Source organism: Sphingobium sp. CFD-2 (assembly GCF_024611135.1).
Taxonomy (GTDB): Bacteria; Pseudomonadota; Alphaproteobacteria; order Sphingomonadales; family Sphingomonadaceae; genus Sphingobium; species Sphingobium fuliginis.
On sequence record NZ_CP084405.1, the window covers coordinates 77,749 to 103,608 of the forward strand.

At 66.9% G+C, this 25,860-nt stretch carries 25 protein-coding genes; 17 read left to right on the forward strand and 8 right to left on the reverse strand.

Annotated features, from left to right (window positions below):
* Positions 1-32 precede the first annotated feature (32 nt).
* The 7 genes from LDB29_RS00350 to LDB29_RS00380 all read left to right on the forward strand — a co-directional run bounded on the left by LDB29_RS00350 (position 33) and on the right by LDB29_RS00380 (position 8,632).
* The gene (locus tag LDB29_RS00350) at positions 33-2,300 is read left to right on the forward strand and encodes a molybdopterin cofactor-binding domain-containing protein (protein WP_099186207.1); all 2,268 of its coding nucleotides are present in this window, start codon (positions 33-35) and stop codon (positions 2,298-2,300) included.
* 5 nt (positions 2,301-2,305) lie between these two features.
* The gene (gene hemH, locus LDB29_RS00355) at positions 2,306-3,277 is read left to right on the forward strand and encodes a ferrochelatase (protein ID WP_025548751.1); all 972 of its coding nucleotides are present in this window, start codon (positions 2,306-2,308) and stop codon (positions 3,275-3,277) included.
* A 36-nt stretch (positions 3,278-3,313) separates the two neighbouring features.
* A complete protein-coding gene (phbB, locus tag LDB29_RS00360) occupies positions 3,314-4,036 on the forward strand; it encodes an acetoacetyl-CoA reductase (protein WP_025548750.1) in 723 nt (240 codons plus the stop codon).
* Positions 4,036-4,311: a ribbon-helix-helix domain-containing protein gene (locus tag LDB29_RS00365; protein ID WP_025548748.1), complete on the forward strand. Its 276-nt coding sequence runs from the start codon at positions 4,036-4,038 to the stop codon at positions 4,309-4,311. The genes phbB and LDB29_RS00365 overlap by 1 nt, the downstream gene beginning before the upstream one ends.
* An 86-nt stretch (positions 4,312-4,397) precedes the next feature.
* The gene (locus tag LDB29_RS00370; protein ID WP_025548747.1) at positions 4,398-6,959 is read left to right on the forward strand and encodes a TonB-dependent siderophore receptor; all 2,562 of its coding nucleotides are present in this window, start codon (positions 4,398-4,400) and stop codon (positions 6,957-6,959) included.
* Between the two features lie 175 nt (positions 6,960-7,134).
* The gene (locus tag LDB29_RS00375) at positions 7,135-7,899 is read left to right on the forward strand and encodes an energy transducer TonB (protein ID WP_025548745.1); all 765 of its coding nucleotides are present in this window, start codon (positions 7,135-7,137) and stop codon (positions 7,897-7,899) included.
* A gap of 49 nt (positions 7,900-7,948) precedes the next feature.
* The gene (locus tag LDB29_RS00380) at positions 7,949-8,632 is read left to right on the forward strand and encodes a Fe2+-dependent dioxygenase (protein WP_025548744.1); all 684 of its coding nucleotides are present in this window, start codon (positions 7,949-7,951) and stop codon (positions 8,630-8,632) included.
* A gap of 175 nt (positions 8,633-8,807) precedes the next feature.
* Here the strand turns inward: LDB29_RS00380 and LDB29_RS00385 are convergent, their stop codons facing one another.
* From LDB29_RS00385 to LDB29_RS00395, 3 genes are read right to left on the reverse strand one after another with little or no spacing between them, the layout of a single operon-like run.
* Positions 8,808-9,455 carry a heme exporter protein CcmB gene (locus LDB29_RS00385; protein WP_048577144.1) on the reverse strand — a complete coding sequence of 216 codons (648 nt, stop codon included), beginning with the start codon at positions 9,453-9,455 and terminating at the stop codon, positions 8,808-8,810.
* Positions 9,452-10,057: a heme ABC exporter ATP-binding protein CcmA gene (ccmA, locus tag LDB29_RS00390; RefSeq protein WP_061940251.1), complete on the reverse strand. Its 606-nt coding sequence runs from the start codon at positions 10,055-10,057 to the stop codon at positions 9,452-9,454. Before ccmA ends, LDB29_RS00385 begins: the two co-directional genes overlap by 4 nt.
* Positions 10,054-10,479 carry a metallopeptidase family protein gene (locus LDB29_RS00395; protein WP_044663047.1) on the reverse strand — a complete coding sequence of 142 codons (426 nt, stop codon included), beginning with the start codon at positions 10,477-10,479 and terminating at the stop codon, positions 10,054-10,056. Before LDB29_RS00395 ends, ccmA begins: the two co-directional genes overlap by 4 nt.
* Positions 10,480-10,565: 86 nt before the next feature.
* Between LDB29_RS00395 and LDB29_RS00400 the strand changes: the two genes are divergently transcribed.
* A complete protein-coding gene (locus LDB29_RS00400) occupies positions 10,566-10,853 on the forward strand; it encodes a 4a-hydroxytetrahydrobiopterin dehydratase (protein ID WP_099186206.1) in 288 nt (95 codons plus the stop codon).
* 4 nt (positions 10,854-10,857) lie between these two features.
* Here LDB29_RS00400 and LDB29_RS00405 read toward each other — a convergent pair whose 3' ends face one another.
* The 3 genes from LDB29_RS00405 to LDB29_RS00415 form a co-directional block, all read right to left on the reverse strand.
* Positions 10,858-11,466, reverse strand: a complete 609-nt coding sequence (locus tag LDB29_RS00405) for a hypothetical protein (RefSeq protein ID WP_099186205.1) — start codon at positions 11,464-11,466, stop codon at positions 10,858-10,860.
* The gene (locus tag LDB29_RS00410; protein ID WP_099186204.1) at positions 11,463-13,796 is read right to left on the reverse strand and encodes a patatin-like protein; all 2,334 of its coding nucleotides are present in this window, start codon (positions 13,794-13,796) and stop codon (positions 11,463-11,465) included. The genes LDB29_RS00405 and LDB29_RS00410 overlap by 4 nt, the downstream gene beginning before the upstream one ends.
* 115 nt (positions 13,797-13,911) lie before the next feature.
* Positions 13,912-14,610, reverse strand: a complete 699-nt coding sequence (locus LDB29_RS00415) for an endonuclease/exonuclease/phosphatase family protein (protein WP_171009986.1) — start codon at positions 14,608-14,610, stop codon at positions 13,912-13,914.
* 89 nt (positions 14,611-14,699) lie between these two features.
* Between LDB29_RS00415 and radA the strand changes: the two genes are divergently transcribed.
* From radA to LDB29_RS00435, 4 genes are all read left to right on the forward strand, one after another.
* Complete coding sequence (gene radA / locus LDB29_RS00420; protein ID WP_044661660.1) at positions 14,700-16,067, forward strand: DNA repair protein RadA; 1,368 nt, start codon at positions 14,700-14,702, stop codon at positions 16,065-16,067.
* 11 nt (positions 16,068-16,078) lie between these two features.
* Positions 16,079-16,594, forward strand: a complete 516-nt coding sequence (locus tag LDB29_RS00425; protein ID WP_044661661.1) for a CvpA family protein — start codon at positions 16,079-16,081, stop codon at positions 16,592-16,594.
* A 269-nt stretch (positions 16,595-16,863) separates the two neighbouring features.
* The gene (locus LDB29_RS00430) at positions 16,864-17,046 is read left to right on the forward strand and encodes a general stress protein CsbD (RefSeq protein WP_025551144.1); all 183 of its coding nucleotides are present in this window, start codon (positions 16,864-16,866) and stop codon (positions 17,044-17,046) included.
* Between the two features lie 119 nt (positions 17,047-17,165).
* On the forward strand, positions 17,166-18,488 hold the full coding sequence (locus tag LDB29_RS00435) for an aminopeptidase P family protein (RefSeq protein ID WP_099186202.1): 1,323 nt from the start codon (positions 17,166-17,168) through the stop codon (positions 18,486-18,488).
* A gap of 395 nt (positions 18,489-18,883) precedes the next feature.
* On the opposite strand, the gene LDB29_RS00440 is transcribed toward LDB29_RS00435, so the two are convergent.
* The gene (locus tag LDB29_RS00440; protein WP_025551141.1) at positions 18,884-20,257 is read right to left on the reverse strand and encodes a sodium:alanine symporter family protein; all 1,374 of its coding nucleotides are present in this window, start codon (positions 20,255-20,257) and stop codon (positions 18,884-18,886) included.
* Positions 20,258-20,346: 89 nt separating this feature from the next.
* Here LDB29_RS00440 and glmM point away from each other — a divergent pair, with 89 nt between their 5' ends.
* The 5 genes from glmM to LDB29_RS00465 all read left to right on the forward strand — a co-directional run bounded on the left by glmM (position 20,347) and on the right by LDB29_RS00465 (position 24,119).
* Positions 20,347-21,687: a phosphoglucosamine mutase gene (gene glmM, locus LDB29_RS00445; RefSeq protein ID WP_025551139.1), complete on the forward strand. Its 1,341-nt coding sequence runs from the start codon at positions 20,347-20,349 to the stop codon at positions 21,685-21,687.
* 123 nt (positions 21,688-21,810) lie between these two features.
* The gene (locus tag LDB29_RS00450) at positions 21,811-22,035 is read left to right on the forward strand and encodes a DUF1272 domain-containing protein (RefSeq protein WP_025551137.1); all 225 of its coding nucleotides are present in this window, start codon (positions 21,811-21,813) and stop codon (positions 22,033-22,035) included.
* Complete coding sequence (gene thiD / locus LDB29_RS00455; protein ID WP_025551135.1) at positions 22,032-22,793, forward strand: bifunctional hydroxymethylpyrimidine kinase/phosphomethylpyrimidine kinase; 762 nt, start codon at positions 22,032-22,034, stop codon at positions 22,791-22,793. The genes LDB29_RS00450 and thiD overlap by 4 nt, the downstream gene beginning before the upstream one ends.
* Complete coding sequence (locus LDB29_RS00460; RefSeq protein ID WP_025551133.1) at positions 22,786-23,385, forward strand: ribonuclease HII; 600 nt, start codon at positions 22,786-22,788, stop codon at positions 23,383-23,385. Before thiD ends, LDB29_RS00460 begins: the two co-directional genes overlap by 8 nt.
* 92 nt (positions 23,386-23,477) lie before the next feature.
* Positions 23,478-24,119, forward strand: a complete 642-nt coding sequence (locus LDB29_RS00465) for a L,D-transpeptidase family protein (RefSeq protein WP_200887657.1) — start codon at positions 23,478-23,480, stop codon at positions 24,117-24,119.
* Positions 24,120-24,194: 75 nt separating this feature from the next.
* Here LDB29_RS00465 and ahpF read toward each other — a convergent pair whose 3' ends face one another.
* Positions 24,195-25,775, reverse strand: a complete 1,581-nt coding sequence (gene ahpF, locus LDB29_RS00470) for an alkyl hydroperoxide reductase subunit F (protein WP_025551129.1) — start codon at positions 25,773-25,775, stop codon at positions 24,195-24,197.
* Positions 25,776-25,860: the final 85 nt, after the last annotated feature.

Sequence of the window (25,860 nt, forward strand, 5' to 3'; positions counted from 1 at the left end):
CAGAGCTTCCAAGCCCCTCTATCAGCGATGGCATGGGGCGCGCACCGCGGAAGCAGGGTCAGCAGACGAAAAAGGGTTTGGACCGGCGCACCCTGCTGGTCGGCGGGGGCGCCACGGTGGGGCTGCTGCTGGCATGGGCCATATGGCCGCGCTCCTATCGCGCCAGTCTCAACACCGCGCCGGGCGAGACCGCGTTCAACGCTTTCCTGAAGATTGACCGGTCGGGCCAGGTCGTCGTCATCGTGCCCCAGACCGAGATGGGGCAGGGGGTCACGACCCTTCTGCCGCAGATACTGGCCGACGAACTGGGCGCGGACTGGCGGACCGTCGGCGTGCAGAGCGCGCCGATCGGGCCGCTCTACGCCAATATCCTGCTGGCGCGAGAATGGCTGGCCAATGACTGGAGCCGGCTGGCGGGCGAGGCGGGCGAATGGACCATCGATCAATATGCGACCCGCCGCGCCCTGATGCTGACGGGCGCGGGCACGTCGGTGCCGATGTTCCACCAGCCCTATCGGGAGGCGGGCGCGGCGGCGCGGGTGCTGCTGTGCAAGGCGGCGGCGGCGCGCTGGGACGTCGCCTGGGAAAGCTGCGACATCCAGAACGGCATCATTTCCGACGGCGGGCAGCGCCGGTTGAAGCTGGGCGAGGTGGTGGAGGATGCCGCGACCTTCGACCTGCCCGAGATATTGCCCTTCCGCCAGGCGGAGGTGGACCGGCTGGCGGGGCAGGAGCTTCCCCGGCTGGACACCCCGTCCAAGATCGACGGCAGCCATAATTTCGCCGCCGACATCCGCCTGCCCGACATGGTCTTCGCCTCCATCCGGCAGGGGCCGATCGGGGATGCCGTGCTGAAAAGCGTCAACGAGGGCGCGGCGAAATCCGTCACCGGCTTCCTGAAGCTGGTGCGGCGGGACCGGTGGGTCGCGGCGGTCGCCAGCAACTGGTGGGCGGCGAACAAGGCGCTCGATCTGGCCGATCCGGTCTTTACGCTTTCCGGCAGGCCGGTGGACAGCGCCGGGATGGAGGCGGCGCTGGAGCAGGCCTTTTCCGGCTCCGGCGAACGGCTTTATGCGCAGGGCGATCCGCAGCCGCTGTTCGGGGATGCGACCATCCTTGCCAGCGAATATCGGGTGCGGCCGGGCCTGCATCTGGCGCTGGAGCCGATGTGCGCCACCGCCCGGATCGGCGAGGACAGCGCGGAAATATGGATGGCGACGCAGGCGCCCGGCCTGGCCCGCGCCGCCATCGCCCGCGCGCTGGGGCTGTCGGCGGAAGCGGTGACGCTCTACCCGCTGCATGCCGGCGGAGGCTATGGCCGCCGCATGGATTTCGAGGCCGGCGTGCAGGCCGCGCTCCTCTCGCGCGAGATGGGGCGGCCGGTGCAACTGCTCTGGTCGCGGCTGGAGGATGTGATCCAGGACAGGCCCAGCGCCCCCGCCCATGCGCGCATGGCGGGCAAGCTGGGCCGCAACGGCGCGATCGAGGGCTGGTCGGCGAAGGTCGCCGCCCCCTGCGCCCTGACCCAGACATGGGCGCGCATCGCCCATGGCAAGCTGCCGCACGAGGCCGGCGCCGATGCGTCCGGCACGTCCACCCGGCTGGCGGTGGCGGGCATGGAGCTGCCCTATGCGGTGCCCAACTGGGCGGTCGATCACTTCCCCGCCGATGTCGGCCTGCCGCTGGGGTTCGCACGTGGCAACGCGCATCTGCACGGCGCCTTCTTCACCGAAAGTTTCATGGACGAGCTGGCGCATCAGGCGCAGATGGAGGCGATGTCCTTTCGTATCCAGATGCTGGGCGGCAATCCCCGGCTGGCGCATTGCCTGACCACCGTCGGCGCCATGGGCGGCTGGCAGGGCGGCATAGAAGGAAGCGGGCAGGGACTGGCGGCGCATGTGATGAACGGCGCCTTCATCGCCGTGATGGTGGAGGCGGGCATGGCCGAGGGCAAGTTGCAGGTCTCACGGATCGTCGCCGCGGTGGACGGCGGGGATCAGGTCAATCCGGACATTGCCCGGCAGCAGGTCGAAAGCGGCCTGATCCATGGGCTGGCATTCGCCATGGGGGCGTCCGTCCCCTATGCGAAGGGCATGCCGACGCGGGCGATGCTGGGCCGCATGGGTCTGCCGCGGCTGGGCGATGTCGGGGAAGTGACGGTCGAACTGATCCGCAGCACCGCGCCTCCCGCCGGGCTGACAGACCTGGGCGCGCCGCTGGTGGCGCCCGCCGTCGCCAATGCGCTGTTCACCACGGCGGGGCGGCGTTTCCGCACCCTGCCCCTGCTGATGGAAGGGTGAAATTCTTGGGCAAGATCGGCCTTCTCATCATCAATCTGGGCACGCCCGACGGTCCCGACCCGGCATCGGTGCGGCGCTATCTGGCCGAATTCCTTTCCGACCGGCGCGTCGTGGAAATTCCGCAACTGCTGTGGCAGCCGATCCTGCGCGGCCCGATCCTGCTGACCCGTCCGAAGAAATCCGCCCATGCCTATCGGCAGGTGTGGATGAAGGAGGGATCGCCGCTCGCCGTCTATACGCGCGACGCCGCCCGCGGGCTTCAGGAGCGGATGGGCGCTGGCGTTATGGTCGATTGGGCGATGCGCTATGGCAATCCGGCGATCGGCGCGCGGCTGGCGGCGATGGTCGCCGCAGGGTGCGACCGCATCCTGCTGGCTCCGCTCTATCCCCAATATTGCGCGGCGACGACGGCCACCGCGCTCGATGCCGCCTATGCGGCGCTGGCGAAGATGCGGGCGCAGCCGGCGATCCGCACGCTGCCGCCCTATCATGCCGATCCCGCCTATATCGAGGCGCTGCGCGCATCGACTCAGGCCCAGCTCGCCACGCTGGATTTCGCGCCGGACCTGCTGATCGCCAGCTTCCACGGCATGCCGGAGCGAACGCGGCAATTGGGCGATCCCTATCGCGACCAGTGCGTCGAAAGCGCAAGGCTGCTGGGCGAGGCGCTGGGGCGGGAGGTCCGGGTCACCTTCCAATCGCGTTTCGGCCCCGCGAAATGGCTGGGCCCGGCAACCGATGCGGTGCTGCGGCAGCTCCCTTCGGAAAATGTCCGGAATGTTGCCGTCCTGACCCCCGGCTTCTCGGCGGATTGCCTGGAAACCCTAGAGGAAATCGCCATTCGCGGCAAAGAGGATTTTATCGCTTCCGGTGGCAATAATTTTGTCCATTTGAGTTGTTTGAACGCCTCCCCGGACGCTATGAATCTGTGCGAGACTCTGGCCCGTCGCGAACTGGCTGGCTGGTTGGAGAGGTAAGTTTCGTCCCGTCAATATTCTTTGAGGAGAGCCACTATGAGCAAGGTTGCAGTCGTCACGGGCGGAACGCGTGGAATTGGCGAGGCGATCAGCCTGGCGCTCAAGGAGATGGGGTTCACGGTCGCCGCCAACTATGCCGGCAACGACGCCAAGGCGCAGGCCTTTTCGGACAAGACGGGCATAGCGTCCTTCAAATGGGACGTGGGCGATCACCAGGCCTGTCTGGACGGTTGCGCGCAGGTGGCCGAGGCGCTGGGGCCGATCGACGTCGTCGTCAACAATGCGGGCATCACCCGCGACGGCGTGCTGGCGAAGATGAGCTTCGACGACTGGAACGAGGTGATGCGTATCAATCTGGGCGGTTGCTTCAACATGGCCAAGGCGACCTTCGGCGGGATGCGGGAGCGCGGCTGGGGCCGTTTCGTCAATATCGGATCGATCAACGGGCAGGCGGGCCAATATGGCCAGGTCAACTATGCGGCCGCCAAGTCCGGCATCCATGGCTTCACCAAGGCGCTGGCACAGGAAGGCGCGAAATATGGCGTCACCGTCAATGCGATCGCGCCGGGCTATATCGACACCGACATGGTCGCGGCGGTGCCGCAGGCGGTGCTGGAGAAGATCGTCGCCAAGATACCGGTCGGCCGTCTGGGCCATGCCGATGAGATCGCCCGCGGCGTCGCCTTCTTCTGCAGCGAGGAGGCGGGCTTCGTGACCGGCAGCACGCTGTCGATCAACGGCGGCCAGCATATGTACTGATGGAAGGCGAGGGGCCTTCCATTGACGCTTCGGCGCCGGCGGCATCGCCCTTCGCTCCGCCCGTCAAGCGCAGCGTGACGATTGCGGGCCATCAGACCGCGATCAGCCTGGAACCGATATTCTGGCAAGCCCTGCGCGCGGCCGCCCTGCGGGAAGGTTTGCCCGTCAACGCCTTGATCGCGCGCATCGATGTCGCGCGCATGGCGGCGGCCGATCCGCCCAATCTGGCGAGCGCGATAAGATGCTGGCTTTTCAACGATAATATACAATCATAAAATAATAATTACTCGCAATAGCGTTGACTCTGCGAACAAGTCGCAATAGCAGACCCCTCAAGGTTCAAGAAAGGGGTTCTGTTTCCATGTCCAAAGCACTGTCACGACCGTCCTTCCTGGCGCTGAGTTGCGTCGGCGCGATCGCCTTTGCCTCGTCCGCGCAGGCGCAGGATGCAGCGCAGGGCGCCAAGCTTGGCGGGATGACGGTCACCGACACGGCGATCGACGAATCGCCCGTCAAGGTCGAAAAGGCGGAATCGCCCAAATATACCCGGCCGCTGCTCGATACGCCGCAGACCATCACGGTGATCGGCAAGGAAACCATCCAGCAGCAGAACCTGCTGACCCTGCGCGACGTGCTGTCGACCGTTCCCGGCATCACCTTCGGCGCGGGCGAGGGCGGCTTCGGCTATGGCGACCGCATCATCCTGCGCGGGCAGGACGCGAAGAACGACGTCACGGTCGACGGCGTGCGTTCCGGCGCGTTCCTGAACCGCAACGAAGTCTATAATATCGAGCAGGTCGAAGTCACCAACGGCGCCAATTCGGTCATGAACGGCGGCGGTTCGGTCGCTGGCACGATCAACCTGGTGACGAAGCGTCCGCTGGCCGACGACAAGACGATCCTGAACGCCGGGATCGGCACGGACAATTATTATCGGGCGACCATCGACGCGAACAAGCGCGTCAACGACCTGATCGCCGTGCGCCTCAACGCCGTCTATCACCGCAACGATGTGCCGGGCCGCGATGTCGAGGATTATGAGCGCTGGGGCGTGGCGCCCGCGATCACCATCGGCATCGACAGCCCCACCAGCCTGACGCTGCAGGGCGAATATCTGGATGACAAGGCGATGCCGCAATATGGCATCCGCTACTTCCCGGCGCTGGGGGGCATCGTCGACCAGTTCGACCGGTCGGGCTATTACGGCTTCGCCAATCTCGACCGCCAGGACAGCAAGACCAAGTCGCTGCAGGCGATCTTCAGCCATGCCTTCAGCGATACGGTCAAGGTCCGCAACCTGACGCGGTACGAACATATCCGCCAGGATACGGTGACCAGCCAGCCGAACGGCGTCTTCTGCCTCGACAACGGAACGGCGGGCGGCTTCAATCCGGACACCGGCGGCGCATGCACCCAGCGCATCGGCACGACCGCCGCCGGCGAAACGCTCACCATTCCAGTCGGCTATTACCTGCCGATCGGCGGCCGCGGCAACCAGCGCTTCATCACCAATGAAACCGCCTATAACCAGATCGACCTCAGCGCCGATTTCGACACCGGCGGCATCGGCCATACGCTGGTCGTCGGCGGTTCGGCCCTGTGGGAGCGCTACGATCAGTTGCAGGGCAGCCTGGGCCGCAGCGCCAACGGCTTCGATCCCTATGCCGCGCCTTTCACCGCGCCTGCCACCGGCGCCGGCGCCGCCAATCCGGCCTATAGCGCCGCCGCCAGCCTTGGTTTCTACCTGCCGCTGGTGAACATTGCCGATCCGTCGTCCGGCATCGTCGGCCCGGCGGCCACCACCGGCCTGGCCCGCGTCTATGGCAGCAACAATTATGTCGGGCCGGTCAACTTCATCCTGGGCACGCATAATGTCGGGGAACAGACCAGCTATGCCGCCTATCTGTTCGATACGATGAAGTTCACCGACTGGTTCGAGATCAACGGCGGCGTCCGCTATGAGAAGGTCAAGGGCTTCAACCGCACCTTCACCTACAACACGACGGGCGGTTCGGCGCAGCTTGGCCAGATCAGCACGGTCGGCACTCGGCTGGAGGTGGACGACAATCTCTTTTCCTTCCGCATCGGCGCGGTCGTGAAGCCGACGCCGGACACCAGCCTTTATGTCGCTTTCGGCAACTCCAAGCTGCCGTCCAAATCGTCGGTCGACGGAAGCTGCACCGCGGACAATGCCGCGGGCGGCAGCGGCACCTGCAATGTCAGGCCGGAAACCACGAAGAATTACGAGATCGGCGCCAAGGCCGACCTGTTCGACAAGCAGTTGCTGCTGACACTCGCGCTGTTCCGCAACGACCGCAACCAGATCAAGGTGGTGTCGGGCGATCCGCTGCTGCCCGATCAGGCGACGGATGGCCGCCAGCGGGTGGAGGGCGTGTCCTTCGGCGCGTCGGGCAACATCACCAGCAACTGGACGATTTCCGCCAATTACATGTACCTCAAGAGCAAGATCAAGCAGGGCGTTTCCGACTATTGCCTCGCCCATCCGGGCGCGACCGACCCGGCGGCCGGAACCTGCGCCAACAGCACGACCTTCCTTGATCCGACGGCTGGTTACGCGCTGACCAATACCCCGAAGCATTCGGGCAGCCTGTTTACCACCTACCGCTTCGGCTTCGGCCTGGAACTGGGCTATGGCCTGACCTATCAGGGCAGCTTCCTGTTGAACCAGCCGTCGCTCGCCCAACTGGTCGCCAACAGCTATGTCGGCTACCGGGTGCCAAGCTACACCATCCACCGTTTCATGGCCTCCTACCCGATCACGGAGAATCTGAAGGCGCAGGTGAATGTGCAGAACTTCACCAATGAGAAATATGTGACGACGGTGCGCAACAACATCAATAACAGTTGGGCGCAGCCTGCCCCGACCCGGTCGGCGGTGTTCAGCCTCAACTATATGTTCTGACCGATCCCTATCCCCCGGCACTCGTCCCTTGCCGGGGGAAGCGGGCGGGTGGCGATGCACTCCTATCCTCCTCGGGTCGCCACCCGTCCGGTCCCATGGCAAAGATGCGATTGAGTAGCATTAGGATTCGCGTTATGGACCGGTTTCGCCGGCAGGGCGGCAAAGGGGATCTGGCATGCTTCGCGTAGCAGATGGATATGTTGAAGAGGCGGCGGATGACGCGATCGTCCCATCCCCCGCCGTTCCGCTCTCCGTCCCCAGCGTAACCGTTCGATTCGAGGATGCTCCCGCCCGCTACGGCGCGCGGCGTGGGCCGAACGTTCCAGCCATTCTTGTCATCGTCCTGCTTCATGCCGTCCTTATCGCCGCGCTGGTCCAGGTCCGGCATCATGCGCAGCGCGTGCGGGAGGCGCGCCTGTCGGTCGTGAACCTCATGCCACCGCCTCCTCCGCCTCCATCCGCGGAGGCCCCGCCACCCCCGCCGCAGACCAAGATCGTCGCGCCGCCGCCACTGGTGAAAGTGCCCCAGCCGCCGGCGCCGGCCGTGGCGACCACGCCCGAGATCGTGCCGCCTGCGCCGCCTGCTCCTCCCGTCGCGCTTTCCTCACCCCCCGCGCCGCCCGCCGCATCCATGGGATCGAGCCTGGTCCAGGGCGGCGACCTGGGCGCGCAGATGATCGCCGGCAAGCCGCCCCGCTATCCGGTGGAGAGCCGTCGCAGGCGCGAACAGGGGACCGTCGTTCTGGCTCTGACGCTGGGTCTGGATGGCGCGGTGGAGAATCTCTCCATCGCGCAGAGCAGCGGTTTTCCCCGGCTCGACAATGCGGCGCGCGACGCGGTGCGCGGCTGGCGCTGGAAACCCGTGATGCGCGATGGCCAGGCGGTTCGGGTCAAGGGCGTGGTCGAAATTCCCTTCGTCCTGCGCGGCGGGGCGGCGTGACGGCAATGGGCCGCTTGCGCTTCATCCGTGCCTGTCCAGGTTCATCGGCATGCTGACTGTCATTCCCGAACTGCTGGATGGCCAGGCCGTCGCCCGGGTCCGCGCGCTGATCGACGCGGCGCAGTGGGTCGACGGCAATGTCACCTCCGGCCACCAGTCCGCGCTCGCCAAGCGCAACCTGCAACTGCCGGAGGATTGCGGCGAAGCGAAGCAGGCAGGGCAGATCGTGCTGGATGCTCTGGGCCGCTCGCCCCTGTTCATTGCCGCCGCGTTGCCGCTCAAGGTCTTCCCGCCGCTGTTCAACAGCTATGCAGGCGGTCAGGCCTTCGGCACCCATGTCGACAATGCAGTGCGGATGCAGGCCGGCACCGGCTTTCGCGTGCGCTCGGACCTGTCGATCACCGTCTTCCTGGAGGAGCCCGGCAGCTATGACGGCGGCGAACTGACGGTCGAGACCAATTTCGGCGTGCAGCAGGTGAAGCTGCCGGCCGGCCATGCGGTGCTCTATCCGTCATCGTCGCTGCATCGGGTGGAACCGGTGACGCGGGGGCGTCGGGTGGCCAGCTTCTTCTGGCTACAATCCATGGTGCGGGACGATGCCGCGCGGCAGATGCTATTCGATCTCGACAGCAGCGTTCAGGCGCTGGCGGGCGAACTGGGCCATGACAATGCGCAGGTCATCCGGTTGACCGGCGTGTATCACAATCTGCTGCGGCGATGGGCCGACGCGTGATCTGGTGGGAATTGGGCAATGGCGGACGTCAATGCTTCCCCTCCCCTTCAGGGGAGGGGACTGAGGGGTGGGGGCGTGCCCCACGGGAAAAGTTGACCTGTAAAGGCACGCCCCCACCCCAACCCCTCCCCTGAAGGGGAGGGGCTTAATGGCAAGAAACCACCCAACCCGTCTTTCACTCCCGCCCGGCGCGGATTGCCGCGCCGCCGGCAAAGGGGGTGATCGCGACCAGCAGCAGGGACGCTGCGCCCAGGAACTTGAGCGCTGCGCCGCTTCCGTCCCCCAGCGTCCCGGCGCCGAAGATCAGCAGCGGCACGGCGAGCGGCAGGGCCAGTAGTCCGGCGAGCGCCCCGCTGGAGCGCAGGCCTGCCGTCAGCGTCGCCACCAGCAGCCCCAGCGCCGCAAGGGCGGGCGTGCCGATCAGCAATCCGGCTTCCAGCAAGCCTATGGTCGCCCCGTCCAGCTTCAACAGTGCGGCGGCGGGCAGGGTGGCGATCATCAGCGCCGGGCCGAAGCCCAGCCAATGGGCGATCAGCCGGGCGAGCACGACCGTCTCCTCCCCGATCCCGCGCAGGGCTATCTGATCGAGAACGCCCGCATCCCGATCCGGCGCCACCAGCCGGTCCACGGGCAAAAGACTGGCCAGCAACGCCGCGATCCACAGCATGCCGCCGCCGCTCCGCTGCAGCAGCGCCGCGTCCGGCCCCACGGCAAAGGGATAGAGGCTGGCCACCAGCAACAGGAAGGCGACCGGCAGCCACAGCCCGGCGGATTGCCAGGACTGCCGCAAATCCCGCGCCGCGAGCGTCAGGAGGATGGTCATGCCTCCTCCTCCGCCCATGCATGGTCCTGCATCGCCACAATCACCGGCGTCGCCAGCGGCAGCGGCTGGTGCGACGCCGCCACGACGATCCCGCCCTTGGCCAGATGCCCCGCAACCGCCGTTCCGAGCAGGTCCAGTGCCGCTTCGTCCAGCCCGTTGCCCGGCTCGTCCAGCAGCCAGATCGGCGCGCCGCTGGCGATCACCCGTGCCAGCGCAGCCCGCTTGCGCTGCCCGGTCGACAGCATGCGCACCGGCACCTGGCGGAGGGGCTCCAGCGCCATTGCCGCCATCGCCGCGTCCAGTGCGTCCGACGCCACTGCATCCAACCGCGTCCAGAAACGGAGCGCCGCTTCGAGCGGTTGCTCCATGTCCAACGCCAGCCGCTCGTCCGCCAGCGCGATCCGGCCATGGCGATCGACCGTCCCCGCCGTTGCCCGCAGCAGCCCGGCGCAAATCCGCATCAGGCTGGACTTGCCGATGCCGTTCGGCCCCTTCAGCAAGGCGCTGCCGCCCGGCTCCATCGCCAGGTCGACGCCGCGGAACAGCAGCCGCCCGCCGCGCGCGCAGGCGACGCCCGACAGGTGCAATCCCGCCCGGCTCATAAAGTGACCATGTCCTCCAGCACATGCATGTCGAGATCGGACAGGCCGAAATGATGGCCGATCTCATGCACGACGACATGGGTGATCAGCATGTCGAGCGGCACGCCGGTTTCCACCCATTCGTCCAGCAGCGGGCGGCGGAAAAGATGGACCGTCGGCGGCAGGTCTCCGCTTTGCGCCGCTTCCCCGACGGGCCGGCCGGTGTAAAGGCCGGTCAGGCCGAAGGGATCGTCGATCTCCATTTCCTTGAGCACCTGCGGATCGGCAAATTCCTCGACAAACAGCACGACATTCGACAGGTGCGAACGAAACGGTTCCGGCAGGCGCGACAGGGCCGCCAGCGCCAGGCTTTCTATATCCTCGCGCGTCGGCGCAAATCGGGGCTGTTGACCGGCATCGTCCATGGGAGAGACATAAAGCATGTTCCGAATCGTCTGCAAACCGCCGACGCTTGGGAAAATGAGTTAACGCCGCCAGGAATCGGCCGGGCAAGGGACGGGAAAGACAAATGATCGCGAAACTGGATGGGGAGGAACGCGCGCTGGCGCTGAGGAATCTGCCGGAATGGGCGCCGGTGCAGGATCCAGACGGCATCCGCCGCCTTTTCACCTTTAAGGATTTCAACGCCGCCTTCGGCTTCATGACGCAGGTGGCGCTGCTTGCGGAAAAGGCGGATCATCATCCCGAATGGTCGAATGTCTACAACCGCGTCGACATCCTGCTCACCACCCATGATGCCGGCGGCCTGTCGCGCCGGGACATCGAACTCGCCGCCCAGATCGACGCCCTTTTATAAGGCCCTATTGCGACGCATTTCCTTCGATCCGGTCATCATAGCCGCTGAGCGCCGAGATGACCGCCGGGACATGGGCATAGCGGTGGCGCAGCAGCGCCAGCCGCGCATCGGTGCCGGTGCAGAGCGCCGCGATATTGTCCTGCAAATAGGCCAGCCGCTCCGGATCATAGGCTTCCTCGCCCCGGAAATGGTCGCAACTGTCGCGGTCGACCATGTAGCGCGTCACCTCATCGGGAAAGGGCTGGATGTCGGCCGCGCCGTCCGATGGCGGCAGGTCGGGGACATAGGGGGGCGGCGGGATGTTGACCACCGAAGGCTTCATCGGCAGCAGCCGCAATGGCACGGCGCTCGTCGGGTCGGCGTCTGCCTGCCGTCGGGCGTCTTGTCCGCCGGGGCGCGAAGGCGCGGCAGCGAGGGCGGAAGATGCGGGAAGCGTCTCCGCCGCCTCTTCCCGGCGCAAAGGCATGTCGGGTAGCGCGAGGGAACCGAGGGCGTCACGCGGCTCGCCGGGCCGTTCCCCCGCCTTTGCGCTCGTCTGTCCATCGGAGCCAGGAGAACAACCGGCGGCCAGTGCCAGCACCAGCATCGGAAACAGCGTCTTGCCTGCGTTCACCCGATCTCCTCTCTCAAGCTGGCGATCAGGTCGGCGGCATGGTCCAGCCGCTCCTCCTCCTCATCCAGAATCGCCATGAAAGCGGTTCGCCTATATTGATGCACCGCTTCCTGGGAAAGACGGCTTGCCGCGGGACATGCAGAAATCACGATGTCCAGCAGCCGCTCCACCCCATGAAGCCGCCCCCACAGATAGTCGTTCTCCCGATAGGCGCGGCTGAAGAAGGCGCCGAAATTATTGAATTCTACGCCTTTCAGCGTCGCTTCCGCCCCGCCGGAGCGGATCGCGCTGCAATCCTCCGGCGAGATGCGGTCGACCTTGACCGGATCATATTCGTCCATCCCATGCCCTTGCAGCAGCGGCAGGGTGGCGATGTCGTAGAAGGGGAAGCCGAGATAGGCGAGCAGCATGGTCCGACGCGCCGCCCTGGGCAGCGCCGCCAGGGCATCGGCCAGCATCATGTCCGCCGCTTCGTCCCGTTCGCGCAGGCCACGTAGCTGCGCCACCGCCTCTAGCGCTGCGCCGGGATCATTGGGGACTTCGCGCGCCGCCGCCTTGATTTCCCCATTGTAGAAGTCGGCGCCCTCGCATTCGGTATAGTGCGACAGGGCGGCGTAGATGGCGTCGTGCATCTTCTGGATGACGGCGTCGTCCGCGGCGCCCTCCACCTCCAGCGTTTCGGCCAGACGCCGGGCGAGGAAGCGCAGGCGGCGAATGCGGAAGGGCAGGTCATGCTGGCGGAAGAAGCCGACCGGGGCGGATGCCGGTCCGACATCCTCCGTCAACTGGTCCGCACCGATCGACCTGACATGGCCCCATAGCGCCTGGCGGTAGCTTTCGCGCATCAGCGCGCTTTCCTCCCCGCTCAGGTGGAACAGCAGGTCGGCCAGGTCCTCGACGATGCCGGACAGCTTGAGGTGGCCGTAAGCGGGGAAGGCGAAGCCGGCGGAACTGGCGGCCCGTTGCTGGGCCTTGCTGCGCCAGGCGGACAGCCGCGCCGGCGTCGGGCGATCCAGGAACAGCATGCCGCCGATGGCGCTTTCGACCTCCGCCTCTATGCCGGGCCGCAGAGCGGTCAATATGCGCGCCATGCGCCGGATGCGGGCGCTGTGCCGGTCTATGGCGTCCAGATTGTCGCGGATCGGCTGTTCGCGGGGAATGTCGCTGAGCGCGCCGAAAATGGTGCGGAAGAAGCCCGGCAGCGGCGCATCCTCGCCCGATGAGGCTTCCTCCGCCTCGCCGTGGCGGTTGAGCTGGATCGAGCGATGGCCGGGCTTGGGATCGATATAGACGAAGCGCCGGTCGACCTCCCGCCGGGAGGGGCGGTTCCTGAGCGCGCCGATGGCCTGGGCGAACGGGGCGTTGGCCAGCACCGAGCCGTCGATCAGCACCGCGTCCTCGGCGCGTCCGCGCGCCGCATGGCGGGGAAGGGCGCGCGCCAGAAAGGCGTCCCGCGTCGGCCAGGCGCGATAGCGGCGTTTCAGCACCCGGTCCAGCTCGCGCACGGTGAAGGGCGGAAAGGCGCCGGGAAAGCTGGCCGTGGCGCGGGCGGCGAAGACCAGTTCGGCGGGATCGGCAAGGTTGCGCTGTCCATGTCCGCGGGCGCGAAAGCCGATGGAGAGCCGATGTTCCGTCTCCACCACCTGTGGGGGGCTGTTGAGGTTCAGGCTCTGCGGATGCCCTTCGAAATCCGTGACGGTGACGAACAGGTCCAGCGGATGGCCGGGCGGCAGCAGCGCCGGGCCGCGCCCGGTCGCCTCCATCGCGTCGAAGGCGTCCAGGATCATGGCCGTGAAGATTTCCCCGCCGAAGGGAGGCTCGAACCAGCGGGAGCGGATGAAGTGCGACAGCTTGTGCCGAACCTCCTCCCGCGTATCGGGGGCGACGGTGCGCTCGACCGTATCTCCCGGATGCCGCGCCGCCATCCACACAAGCGGCGTCGCCCAGAATTTGGTGATCCGCCGGGCGGGGCGGGCATCGGGATCGAGCAGCTTTTCGACATCGGCATTGTCGAGCCACATATCGGTCAGCGGGTCCAGCGACTGGCCAGTCTCTATCGCCTGCGCCAGGAAGATGCCGTTGATGCCGCCGGCGCTGGCCCCGGCGATGATGTCGGGCATCACCCGCAATTTGACGCCGCAGGCCGTTTCCAGATCCTCCAGCAGCTTGCGATAGACCGCCTCGCTGCTGTTGCCGGACGGCACGCCGTCATGGAACGCCCGGCTGGCCCGGGCCAGATGCCAGATCTCCTTGGTGATGCCGTGCATGTAGACGGCCAGGCTGATCCCACCATAGCAGACCAGTGCGAGCCTGAGTTCCCGCTCTTTCATGGGGTTGAGAGTTGCAGAGCAAGGGGGGCTTGTCGAGGGGGCGCAGATGGACAGGCGCGTTTGCCCAAAGGGTTCGGTGCTCCCGCCTTCGCAGGAACATGATGGAGCTTCGCCGTCACCCCAGCTTGAATTCCGCCCAGATGGGCAGATGGTCGGACGCCTTTCGCGCTCCCGCGCTTTCATGCACGCCGCAATCGACCAGCTTCAACTGCCCGCAATGCATGATCCGGTCGAGCCGCGCCACCGGCCGTCGCGCATGGAAGGAACGGCCGCAGGGCGCGAAGCTGTAATGCCGTGCGAAATCCGCCAGGCACCCCCGTTCCGCGCTCCATTCGTTGAGGTCGCCCATCAGCACCGTCGGCATGGCGTCGCGCTGCCCTGCCGCGTGGATCACGGCGGCGGCCTGCTTGCGCCGCCAGAGCCCGGACAGGTCCAGATGCATGCCGAAGATGCGAAGATGCGTCTTGCCCAACGTGACCTCCGCCATGGTCGCGCCGCGCGGCTCCAGGCAGGGGAGGTGCAGAACGTCGTGCGCGCCGATCTCCACATCCTTGCGCACCAATATGGCGTTGCCGTGCCAGCCCATCGAATCGACCTGCACGTTGAGCGGCACCGGCTTATAGGGGCTGATGCTCTCCAGCAGCCAGGGCGGCAGCGCCGCCGAGCGGACGCCGAAGCGCCGGTCGGCCTCCTGCAGGGCGATGATGTCGGCGTCCAGTTCGTTCAGCACGTCGATCACCCGCTCGGGAACCCGGCGGCGGTCGGTGCCTATGGCCTTGCGGATATTGTAGCTCGCGACGCGAATGGTCTTCATGGCGAAACAATGCGCCACAGTGCGCCCGGTTTCCATGGCAAGATGCAAAGAGGATTTGTGTTCCGCATATGTTCTGATATGCGTGCCGGATGGCCAAGGCAAAGCGAAAATTCGTCTGTCAGCAATGCGGCACCGTCTCGGGCCGGTGGCAGGGGCAGTGCGACGATTGCGGCGAATGGAACAGCATTGTCGAGGAAGCGGCCGAAACGGTCTTTTCCGCCCGCCACGACCTGCATAGCGGCGGCAGGGCGCTGACGCTGGTGGGGCTGGACGACAAGGTCGAACTGCCGCCCCGCACCACCACCGGCATTGCGGAGTTCGATCGGGCGCTGGGCGGCGGCATCGTGTCCGGTTCCGCCACGCTGATCGGCGGCGATCCGGGCATAGGCAAGTCGACCCTGCTGTTGCAGGCGGCCGCGCGCATTGCGTCGGCCGGGCACAGCGTCGCCTATATCAGCGGCGAGGAAGCGTCGGATCAGGTGCGCCTGCGCGCGCAGCGGCTGGGGCTTGGCAATGCGCCCGTGCAGCTTGCCAGCGCCACTTCGGTGCGCGACATACTGACGACGCTGGGGGAGGGCGCGCCGCCCGCGCTGCTGATCATCGATTCGATCCAGACGATGCACAGCGACCTGATCGAGGGCGCGCCCGGCACGGTGAGCCAGGTGCGCGCGTCCAGCCAGGAACTGATCCGCTTCGCCAAGCAGCGCGGCACCGCCCTGATCCTTGTCGGTCATGTGACCAAGGACGGCAGCATCGCGGGCCCCCGCGTGCTGGAGCATATGGTCGATACGGTGCTGAGCTTCGAGGGAGAGCGCAGCCACCAATATCGCATCCTGCGCGCGATCAAGAACCGCTTCGGCGGCACGGACGAGATCGGCGTGTTCGCGATGGTGGCCGAGGGGCTGGAGGAGGTCGCCAATCCGTCCGCCCTGTTCCTGACCCATCGCGACGAGAATGTGACCGGCGCCACCGTCTTTCCGGCGCTGGAAGGGACGCGCCCGGTGCTGGTGGAGATCCAGGCGCTGGTCGTCCGCCTTTCGAGCGGGGCCACGCCCCGCCGGGCTGTCGTGGGTTGGGACAGCGGGCGGCTGGCCATGGTGCTGGCCGTGCTGGAGGCGCGCTGCGGCCTCAGCTTTTCGACCTGCGAAGTCTATCTGAACGTCGCGGGCGGCTATCGCCTGTCGGACCCGGCGGCCGACCTGGCGGTCGCGGCCGCGCTGATGTCGGCGCTGTCGGAGCGGCCGGTGCCCGCCGATGTCGTCCTGTTCGGGGAAATCGCCTTGTCCGGCGAAATCCGCCCGGTGGCCCATGCCCCGTTGCGGTTGCGCGAGGCGGCCAAGCTCGGTTTCAACCGCGCTTTCGTTCCCGCCGCCGTGGCCGATGGGGTCAAGGGCATTTCGGTCAGCGGTTATCGCGCCCTTGCGCAACTTGTTGACCAGATGCTCGGCCGCGGATAGCCAACAGCGCGATGAACGCGATCGACATTCTCGTCCTACTGCTGATCGGCGGCTGCGCCATTTTCGGCCTGATGCGCGGTTTCGTGCAGGAAACCCTGTCGCTGATCGCCTGGGTGCTGGCGATCTTCGCGATCCGCCTTTTTCACGCTTCGGCGACGGAACTGGCGGCGCCCTTCGTCGGCAGCACCAGCGGCGCGGCGGTGCTTGCCTTCGCCTTGGTGTTCGGCATCACCTTCGGCGCGGGCAAGCTGCTGGCTCACGCCATCGGCCGGCGCACGCGGCAGTCGGTGCTGGGTCCCGTCGATCGGGTGCTGGGCGCGGGCTTCGGCGCGGTCAAGGGGCTGATCGGCGCGACGCTGGTCTTTCTGGCGTTCAGCCTGGTTTACGACACTTTCTACGGCAGCGGTGCGCGGCGGCCGGATTGGCTGTCCGATGCGCGGACCTATCCGCTGCTGAACGCCAGCGGTCAGGCGATCAGCGAATTCGTGGCGGAACGGCGGGCGCGCAAGCCATCCGAGACGGACTAGAGCCAATCGACATTCAGAAGATGACGAGCCGAAAATGATGGTTTTCCGTGACCCGGAGCGCAGCCTACTCATGGTAGGTGAGCACCGGAAGCAGGGAAAAGCATCATTTGCAGGCCCTCAGGGCTGAATGTCGATTGGCTCTAGCGGGCGATCCCCCGAGTCCGCCTGTCACCCTGTTTCCTCTTCCGTCCGTTCCGCCTGCGTATTGGAGGCAACTTTCGGTTCTGCCCATCCGTTTATCGGGCAACAGCAACTGAAGGAGACAACCGATGGGCGAGATGACCGACAAGGTGAAGGCGGCCGGCAACAAGGCGGCCGGTGCGATCAAGGAAGCGGCTGGGCGCAACCAGCGCGATCCCGATCTGGTCGCGGAGGGCAAGGCGCAGAAGGCCAAGGGCACGGCGCAGGACGTCAAGGGTTCGGTCAAGGGCGCGCTTGGCGACAAGATCTGAGCCCAAGTCCAAGAAGCTTCCATAGAATGGCCTCGCCTTTTTGGCGGGGCCTTTTACTGTATTATTGACATCATACGCCTCTTGCTGTTCCAATCCTTTCAGCAAGGGAGTTCAGGGACATGTGGGATCGACGGTCGATAATCGCGGGCGGGGCGGCTTCGTTCCTGTGCGCCGCCGGGTTGCGGGCGCAGGTCCTGCCGCCGCAGGGCTTTGCGACGCCTTCGGGCACCGTTCCCTTCGCGCCCGATGTGTTTCGCGAGCGCCGCCGCCGGGTGATGGAGGCGTTGAAGGACGGCGTCGCCGTCGTCCATGGCGCGGGGCCGGTGGAAAGCAGCGCGGCGGTGGCGCCGCCCTTCGTGCAGGATGGCGATTTCGCATGGCTCACCGGCATTGTCGACGAGCCGGACGCCGTGCTTGTCATGGCGCCCGCCGAACGCACGGTCAGGGAATGGCTGCTGCTGCCGTCGCGCGATGTGGAGTCGGAGCGGTGGGAGGTCGAGCGCCTGCCGCTGGGCACCGAAGTGGAGCGGCGCACGGGCTTTTCCCGGGTGGCGCGCACCGGCGGGCTGGGGAGCCTTGTCACCGCTTTGGCCGAGCGGTCCAAGACCCTGCATTTCCTGGGGCCGATCGTCAGCGCGTCCGCGCCCGTGCCCAGGGCGCTGGAGCTTTACGGCAAGGTGATGCAGCGGGTGCCGGGCGTATCCCTGAAGGACGACAGCGGCCTTCTGCCCGCGCTGCGCATCGTCAAGGAGGCGCGCGAACTGGAGCTGATGCGCAAGGCGATGGCGGCGACGGCGCGCGGCCATCTCGCCGCGATGAAGCAGGTGCGGCCCGGCATGACCGAAAGGCAGTTGAAGGCGATATTGGAGGATGGTTTCCGCGCCGGGGGCGGCGACGGGCTGGCCTATGACAGCATCGTCGCCACCGGGCGCAACGCGGCGTCGCTGCACTATACCGGCGGCGGCGGGGTGATCGGGGAGAAGGACCTGATCCTGATCGACGCGGCGGCCTCCGTCGGGGGATATGCCTGCGACGTGACGCGCACCTTCCCCGCCGGCGGCAGGTTCACCGACGAACAGCGGGCATCCTATGAACTGGTCCTCGCCGCGCAGGCGGCGGCCGTCGCCAGGCTGAAGGCCGGGGTCTATTATGAGGATCTGGTCGAGGCGGCGAAGGACGTGTTCCGCAAGGCCGGGCGGGTGGACGACTTCACCCATGGGCTGGGGCATCTGGTCGGGCTGGACGTCCATGATGTGGGCGACATGTCGAAGCCGCTGCCGCCGGGCGCGGTGATCACCGTGGAGCCGGGGCTGTACGTCCAGTCCGCCAATTACGGCATCCGGATCGAGGATCTGTACCTGATCACGCCGACCGGTTCGCAGCGGCTGAGCGAAGCCGTGCCGCGCACCGTCGCGGAGATCGAGGCTGCGATGGGGCGGTAGGCTTGCTTTCCGGGCGGATGGAATCATCTGCTGACTTGGAAAAGGCGACAAAACGGAAACTTGAAGCAGTCGAGCCGATGCAGTCGGATTGGGATCTGCTCTGGGGTGTGTGGGCAAGTTCAAGACCTTCCTTCTCCCTTGAGGGAAGGATGGGAAGCGTTGGCGACGGAGGAGACGGGGCGGGGTTGGATGAGGGGGAGCGGGCCTGCGGCCCGCGCGATCCGTTGGATCGCAACCCCCTCACCCAGCTGCGACTAGGCAGCAAGCTGCCAAGTCTGCGCAGCCCTCTCCCTCGAGGGAGAGGGGTAAGGTGGGTGTCCGATTCCTTCCCACATCATGCGGGCTGGCGAGACTTGAACTTGTCCGTGCAGGAGCGCGGTTTGCTGAAATCGATTTTAATCCTCTTCGGGCGCGGCGAGATAGGCCCGCACGTCGCGTCGCAGTTCGCCCGCGCAGAGGTAGAGGGCGATGACATTGGGGATCGCCATCAGGAAGAAGCTGCTGTCGACGATGCCGACCACCCGGCCGAGGTCGATGGCGGCGGCGGGGGGCAAGGCGACGATATAGAGGATCTTGTAGGTCCATTGCGCCCGGGGACCGTTGCCGAACAGATAGCCCCAGGCCTGAAGCCCGTAAAAGCCCCACGCCACCAGCGTCGAATAGGCGAACAGCACCACGACCACCGCCAGCAGCCAGGGGAAGGAGGGCGAAACCTGCGCGAAGGCGGCGGAGGTGATGGCGATCCCCTCCAGCCCGCCATTCCATGTGCCCGCCACGACCAGCGCCAGCCCGCCCAGCGCGCAGACGATCATCGTGCCGAGCAGCGGTTCCAGCAGGGCGACCAGCCCCTCCGACACCGGGTGCCGCACCCGCGCCAGGCTGTGCGCCATCACCGCCGATCCCACGCCCGCCTCGCTGGCGAAAACGGCGCGCCGCATGCCCGCGACGAAGGCGCCCACCGCGCCGCCGGTCGCGGCCTGCCCGTTCCATGCGCCGTGCCAGATGTCCGCCAGCGCGCCCGGAATGGCGGCGGCGTGAAGGATCAGCACGGTCGCGACGCCGATCAGATAGACCGCGACCTTGAGCGGCGTCAGCCGCTTCGCCACCTCGCCCAGCCAGGCCGCGCCGCCCAGCGTCACCAGCGCCACCGCGCCGGCCAGCATCGTGCCATAGGCCCAGCCATTGGCGAAGCCGGTCACCACCTTCACCTGCGCGAAGCTCTGGTTGACCTGCACCATGGGGATGGCCCCGAACAGCGCGAAAAAGGCGTAGAAGCCGCCCAATATCAGCCCGATCTTCGGCCAGCCGCGCGCCGCGCCCACCGCCTTCAGCACATACATCGGCCCGCCATGCACATGGCCCTGCGCGTCGAAGACGCGATATTTGAGGCCCAGCGTCACTTCCGCCATCTTCACCGTCATGGCGAACCAGCCGATGATGAACATCCAGAGGATCGCGCCCGGCCCGCCCATCGTCAGCGCGACCGCGACGCCCGCGATGTTGCCGAGGCCGATGGTGCCCGACAGCGCCGTCGACAGCGCGCCCCACTGGCTGACGTCGCCCTTCGCCTCGCCCGCATGCGGCTGCGCCCTGAGGATGCGGAGCGCCCGGCCCACCGCGGTCAGGTTGGGAAAGCCGAGCCAGAGGGTGAAGAACAGCATCGGCAGCGCCAGATAGAGCACGATCAGCTCGATCTGCGCGCCGAGCACCGGCACCTTCATGAAGACCGCGCCGGAAAGGGCGTCGACCGCTGCATTGAATCCGTCCATTCGCAAGGGGATGGCCGGTCCTTGCTGGAAAGTCGAACAAAGATTGCTATGGGAAGCATGAGAGCTTCACCGCGGGGCGGGCAGGGACGATGAGCAGGAAATATTTCGGTACGGACGGCATTCGCGGGCGCACCAACCAATGGCCGATGACCGCCGAACTGGCGATGAAGGTCGGCATGGCGGCGGGCAAGCATTTCCAGCGCGGCACCCATCGCCATCGCGTGGTGATCGGCAAGGATACGCGGCTGTCGGGCTATATGGTCGAAAATGCGCTGGTCGCCGGGTTCACGGCGGTCGGCATGGACGTGGTACAGTTCGGGCCGATCCCGACGCCCGCCGTGGCGTTGCTGGCCCATTCGATGCGCGCCGACCTGGGCGTGATGATTTCGGCCAGCCACAATCCCTATTTCGACAATGGCATAAAATTATTCGGCCCGGACGGCTACAAGCTGTCGGACGAGGATGAGCTGAAGATCGAGGCGATGCTGGACCAGCAGATCCCGCTGGCCGCGTCGCAGGACATCGGCCGCGCCCGCCGCGTGGAGGATGCGCGCGGCCGCTATATCCATGCGGTCAAGTCCAGCTTTCCCGCCGATCTGCGGCTGGACGGGCTGAAGATCGTGGTCGATTGCGCCAATGGCGCGGCCTATCAGGTCGCCCCTTCCGCCCTGTGGGAATTGGGGGCGGAGGTGGTGGCGATCGGCGTCACGCCCAACGGCATCAACATCAACGACCAGTGCGGATCGACCGCGCCGCTGCTGTTGCAGGAAACGGTGGTGTCGTCGGGCGCCGACATCGGCATCGCGCTGGACGGCGATGCCGACCGGCTGATCGTGGTGGACGAGCATGGCGCGATCGTCGACGGCGACCAGATCATGGCCCTGATCGCGGGCAATTTCGCGAAGGCGGGGATGCTGCGCGGCGGCGGGCTGGTGGCGACGGTGATGTCGAACCTGGGGCTGGAGCGGTTTCTGGCCGGGCAGGGCATGGCGCTGGAGCGGACCAAGGTGGGCGACCGTTATGTGCTGGAGCGGATGCGCGAGGGCGGCTTCAATGTCGGGGGCGAGCAGTCGGGGCACATGATCCTGTCCGACTATGCGACGACCGGCGACGGCACGATGGCGGCGCTGCAGGTGCTGGCGGCGCTGGTGCGGTCCGGCAAGCCGGCGAGCGAGGTGCTGCACCAGTTCGATCCGGTGCCGCAATTGCTGAAGAATGTGCGCTTTTCCGGCGGCAGGCCGCTGGAGCATGAGGATGTGCGGAAGGTGATCGCGCAGGCGGAGGCGGAGCTGAACGGGTGCGGGCGGCTGGTGATCCGTCCGTCCGGCACGGAGCCGGTGATCCGGGTGATGGCGGAAGGCGACCGCGAGGAGCAGGTCAGGGACGTGGTGGAGCGCATCTGCGACGCCGTGGCGAAGGCGGCGGCGTGACGGCGTTGCGTTGCGGTTGTCCTTGCCGATATGGCGCTGCCTTTCCAGCGCGTCCGGGCCGGGGGAGGCGGCGGGAGATGGGTTCCCGCCTGCGCGCGAACGACGGACGGAGGGCGATCGTCCATGCTTGAGATGCGGCCCGATTGCGAACGCTGCGGCGTCGATCTGCCCGCCGACCAGCCGGGGGCGTTCATCTGTTCCTTCGAATGCAGCTTTTGCGCGCCCTGCGCGGAGGCGCTGGACGACCGCTGCCCCAATTGCGGCGGGGAGTTGATGGACCGGCCGACGCGGGTGGGGGATGCGTTGAAGCGGCATCCGGCTTCGGCGGAGCGGCGTTTCGGGGGATGAGCATCGCCCGCATCCTGATCGTCGCCGGGTCCGACAGCGGCGGCGGTGCCGGCATCCAGGCCGACATCCGCACCGTGACGCTGTTGGGCGGCCATGCCATGACGGCGATCACCGCGATCACCGCGCAGAACACGCTGGGCGTGCAGGGCGTCCATCCGGTGCCGGCCGACATGGTGATCGCGCAGATGGAAAGCGTGATCGGCGACATCGGGGTCGACGCGGTGAAGATCGGCATGATCGGATCGGCGGAGACGGCGGCGGCGGTGGCCGAGCGGCTGGCGGCGCTGGAAGGCGTGCCCATCGTCTTCGATCCGGTGATGGTGGCGACCAGCGGTTCGGCGCTGGCCGATGAGGCGACGGTGGCGGCGTTCGAGCGGCTGATGGCGCTGGCGGCGCTGGTGACGCCCAATATTCCGGAGCTGGACGCGCTGGGCGGGGAGGAGATCGCGGTCCGCTTCGCGACGCATGTGCTGGCCAAGGGCGGCCATGGCGAGGGGCCGATGCTGACCGACCGGCTGATCGGGCCGGGCGGCGTGGTGAAGGCCTGGAGCAATGCGCGGATCGACACGCGGCACAGCCATGGCACGGGCTGCACGCTGGCCAGCGCGATCGCGACCGGGCTGGGGCAGGGATGGGACATGATCGACGCGATCGAGCGGGCGCGCAAATATGTGCGGGAGGCGCTGGCGCTGGCGCCCGGCCTTGGCGGCGGACATGGGCCGATGGGCGCGCCGTTCGGATTTCATGACCATGCCTGATTTCGCCCATGAATTGCGGCATCATCCGGGGCTGGTCGCCGGGGTGGACGAGGCCGGGCGGGGGCCGCTGGCCGGGCCGGTGGTGGCGGCTGCGGTGATCCTGCGGCGGGAGGATTGCCCGGACGGGCTCAACGACAGCAAGCAGCTCAGCGCGGCGAAGCGGGCCGTGCTGGAGGGGGAGATCAAGGCGCGGGCGCTGTGCTGGGGCCTGGGGGTCGCTTCGGTCGAGGAGATCGACAGCCTCAACATCCTCTGGGCGACGATGCTGGCGATGACGCGGGCGGTGGAGGCGCTGACCCATGACTGCGCGCATGTGCTGGTGGATGGCAATCGCTGTCCGCAATGGCGCTGGGCGTCGACGGCGGTGGTCGAGGGCGACGCCAAATGCCTGTCCATCGCGGCGGCATCCATATTGGCGAAGGAGGCGCGCGACCGGATGATGATTGAGGCGGCGGCGGCGCACCCGCATTATGGCTGGGAAAGCAACAAGGGCTATGGCAGCGCCCGGCATCTGGCCGCGCTGCGCGAGCATGGGCCGACGCCGCTGCACCGCAGGAGCTTTGCGCCGGTCGCGCAGTTGAGCCTGCTTTAGGGACGCGCCGGGGCGGCGACCGTCCCGATCCGATACCGATGCGAGTCCGCCGGGGGCTGGCGCTGCGCCGTCTTATGGTTAAGAAGGTGTTTATGCGCGCCTTTCTGACCTTCCTGCTGTTGCTGACCTGTGCGGTGGCGCCGCCGGCCGGGGCGCAGGAGGCGCTGGGGCCGGGGGGCTATCGCTGGCTGGAGGAGGGGCCCTTTGCCGGGCCGCTCTATCTGGTCATCAGCATCGAGCGGCAGAGGGTGCATGTCTATGACGGCGACCGGCTGGTCGGGGTCGCCAGCGTGTCGACCGGCATGAAGGGGCATCGCACGCCCACCGGCGAGTTTCCGGTGTTGCAGAAGCGGGAATGGCATCGGTCGAACCTCTATTCCAACGCGCCCATGCCCTTCATGCAGCGGCTGACCTGGGACGGGATCGCGCTGCATGCCGGGCATAATCCCGGCTATCCGGCGAGCCATGGGTGCATTCGCCTGCCCCAGGCCTTCGCCCGCAAGCTGTTCGGGATGACGCAGATCGGCACGCTGGTCAGCGTGACGTCGGACCGGCTGAGCCCCGCGCTGATGGTGGATGCGTTGGTGGTGGGCGATCCGGGGAGCGCGGTCGCCACCTTCACGCCGCAGGCGCCGGTCGTGCTGGCGCAGCGCGACGATGCGGGGGTGGGAGCGGGCGCGCCGATGCTGGAGGTCGATCCGGGGATATTCCGGCTGAGGTTGATGCGGCGTTAGGGGCCCTTCGGACGGGGCAGGAAGGCGGCGGGTTCCTGCTAGATCCCGCCGCCTTCCTGTTTTCCGGCATTCCGATCAGGCCGCTTCCGCGGTTTCCTCCGTCGCGGGGAGGCGGATGAGATAGTCGAAGGCGGACAGCGCCGCCGTCGATCCGGCTCCCATGGCGATCACGATCTGCTTATAGGGCACGGTCGTGCAGTCGCCTGCCGCGAAGATGCCCGGCTGGCTGGTTTCGCCGCGCGCGTCGATCTCTATCTCTCCGCGCGGGGAGAGGGCGATCGCGTCCTTCAGCCATTCGGTGTTGGGGACGAGGCCGATCTGGACGAAAATGCCCTCCAGCTCGACATCATGCTCCGTGCCGCCGTTGCGGTCCTTGTAGCTGAGGCCGGTCACTTTCTCGCCATTGCCGTCGACCCTGGTCGTCAGGGCCGAGGTGATGATCCTGACATTGGGCAGGCTGGCGAGCTTGCGCTGGAGCACGGCGTCGGCGCGGAGCTGGCTGTCATATTCGATCAGCGTCACATGGGCGACGATGCCGGCGAGGTCGATCGCCGCCTCCACGCCGCTGTTGCCGCCGCCGATCACCGCGACGCGCTTGCCCTTGAACAGCGGACCGTCGCAATGGGGGCAGTAGGCGACGCCCTTGTTGCGATATTCATCCTCGCCGGGCACGCCCATCTGCCGCCAGCGGGCGCCGGTGGAGAGGATGACGGTGCGGCCCTTGAGCGACGCGCCATTTTCGAGGACGACTTCGTGATAGCCGCCTTCGGCCCTGGCCGGGATCAGTTTCGCCGCCTTCTGGAGGTTCATGATCTCGACATCATAGTCCTTCACATGCGCTTCCAGCGCGGAGGCGAGCTTGGGCCCTTCGGTGCGGCTGACCGAGATGAAATTCTCTATGTCCATGGTGTCGAGCACCTGGCCGCCGAAGCGTTCCGCCGCGACGCCGGTGCGGATGCCCTTGCGCGCCGCGTAGATGGCCGCCGCCGCGCCGGCGGGGCCGCCGCCCACCACCAGCACCTCGAACGGGTCCTGGGCCTTGATCTTCTCCGCCGCGCGGGCCGCCGCGCCGCTGTCGATCCTGGCGACGATCTGCTCCAGCTCCATGCGGCCGCTGGCGAAGGGTTCGCCGTTCAGGAAGACGGTGGGGACGGCCATGACCTTGCGCGCGTCGACCTCTTCCTTGAACAGCGCGCCGTCGATGGCGGTGTGGCTGATGCGCGGGTTGAGCACGCTCATCAGGTTCAGCGCCTGCACCACGTCGGGGCAGTTCTGGCAGGAGAGCGAGAAATAGGTTTCGAAGGCGAAGTCGCCGTCAATATCCCTGATCTGCTGGATCAGGTCCTGCGCCGCCTTCGACGGATGGCCGCCGACCTGGAGCAGCGCCAGCACGAGCGAGGTGAATTCATGCCCCATGGGCAGGCCGGCGAAGGTGACGCCGATGTCCGTGCCGGTGCGGCGGATCATGAAGCTGGGGACGCGGCTGGCGTTACCGGCGGCGATCGTCACCTTGTCCGACAGTTCGGCGATCTCATCCAGCAGCGTCTTGAGTTCGCGGCTCTTGGGGCTGTCGTCCAGCGATGCGACCAGCTCGATCGGCTGGGTGATGTTCGCCATATAGGCCTTGAGCTGGGCCTTCAGATTTGCGTCCAACATCTTCGGTCTCCTTGGGTTGGGCGCGCCTATCCGGGGCGCGGCTACATGTTCGCCGGAACGGTGCGACCCGAAGGTCCGGCGGTGT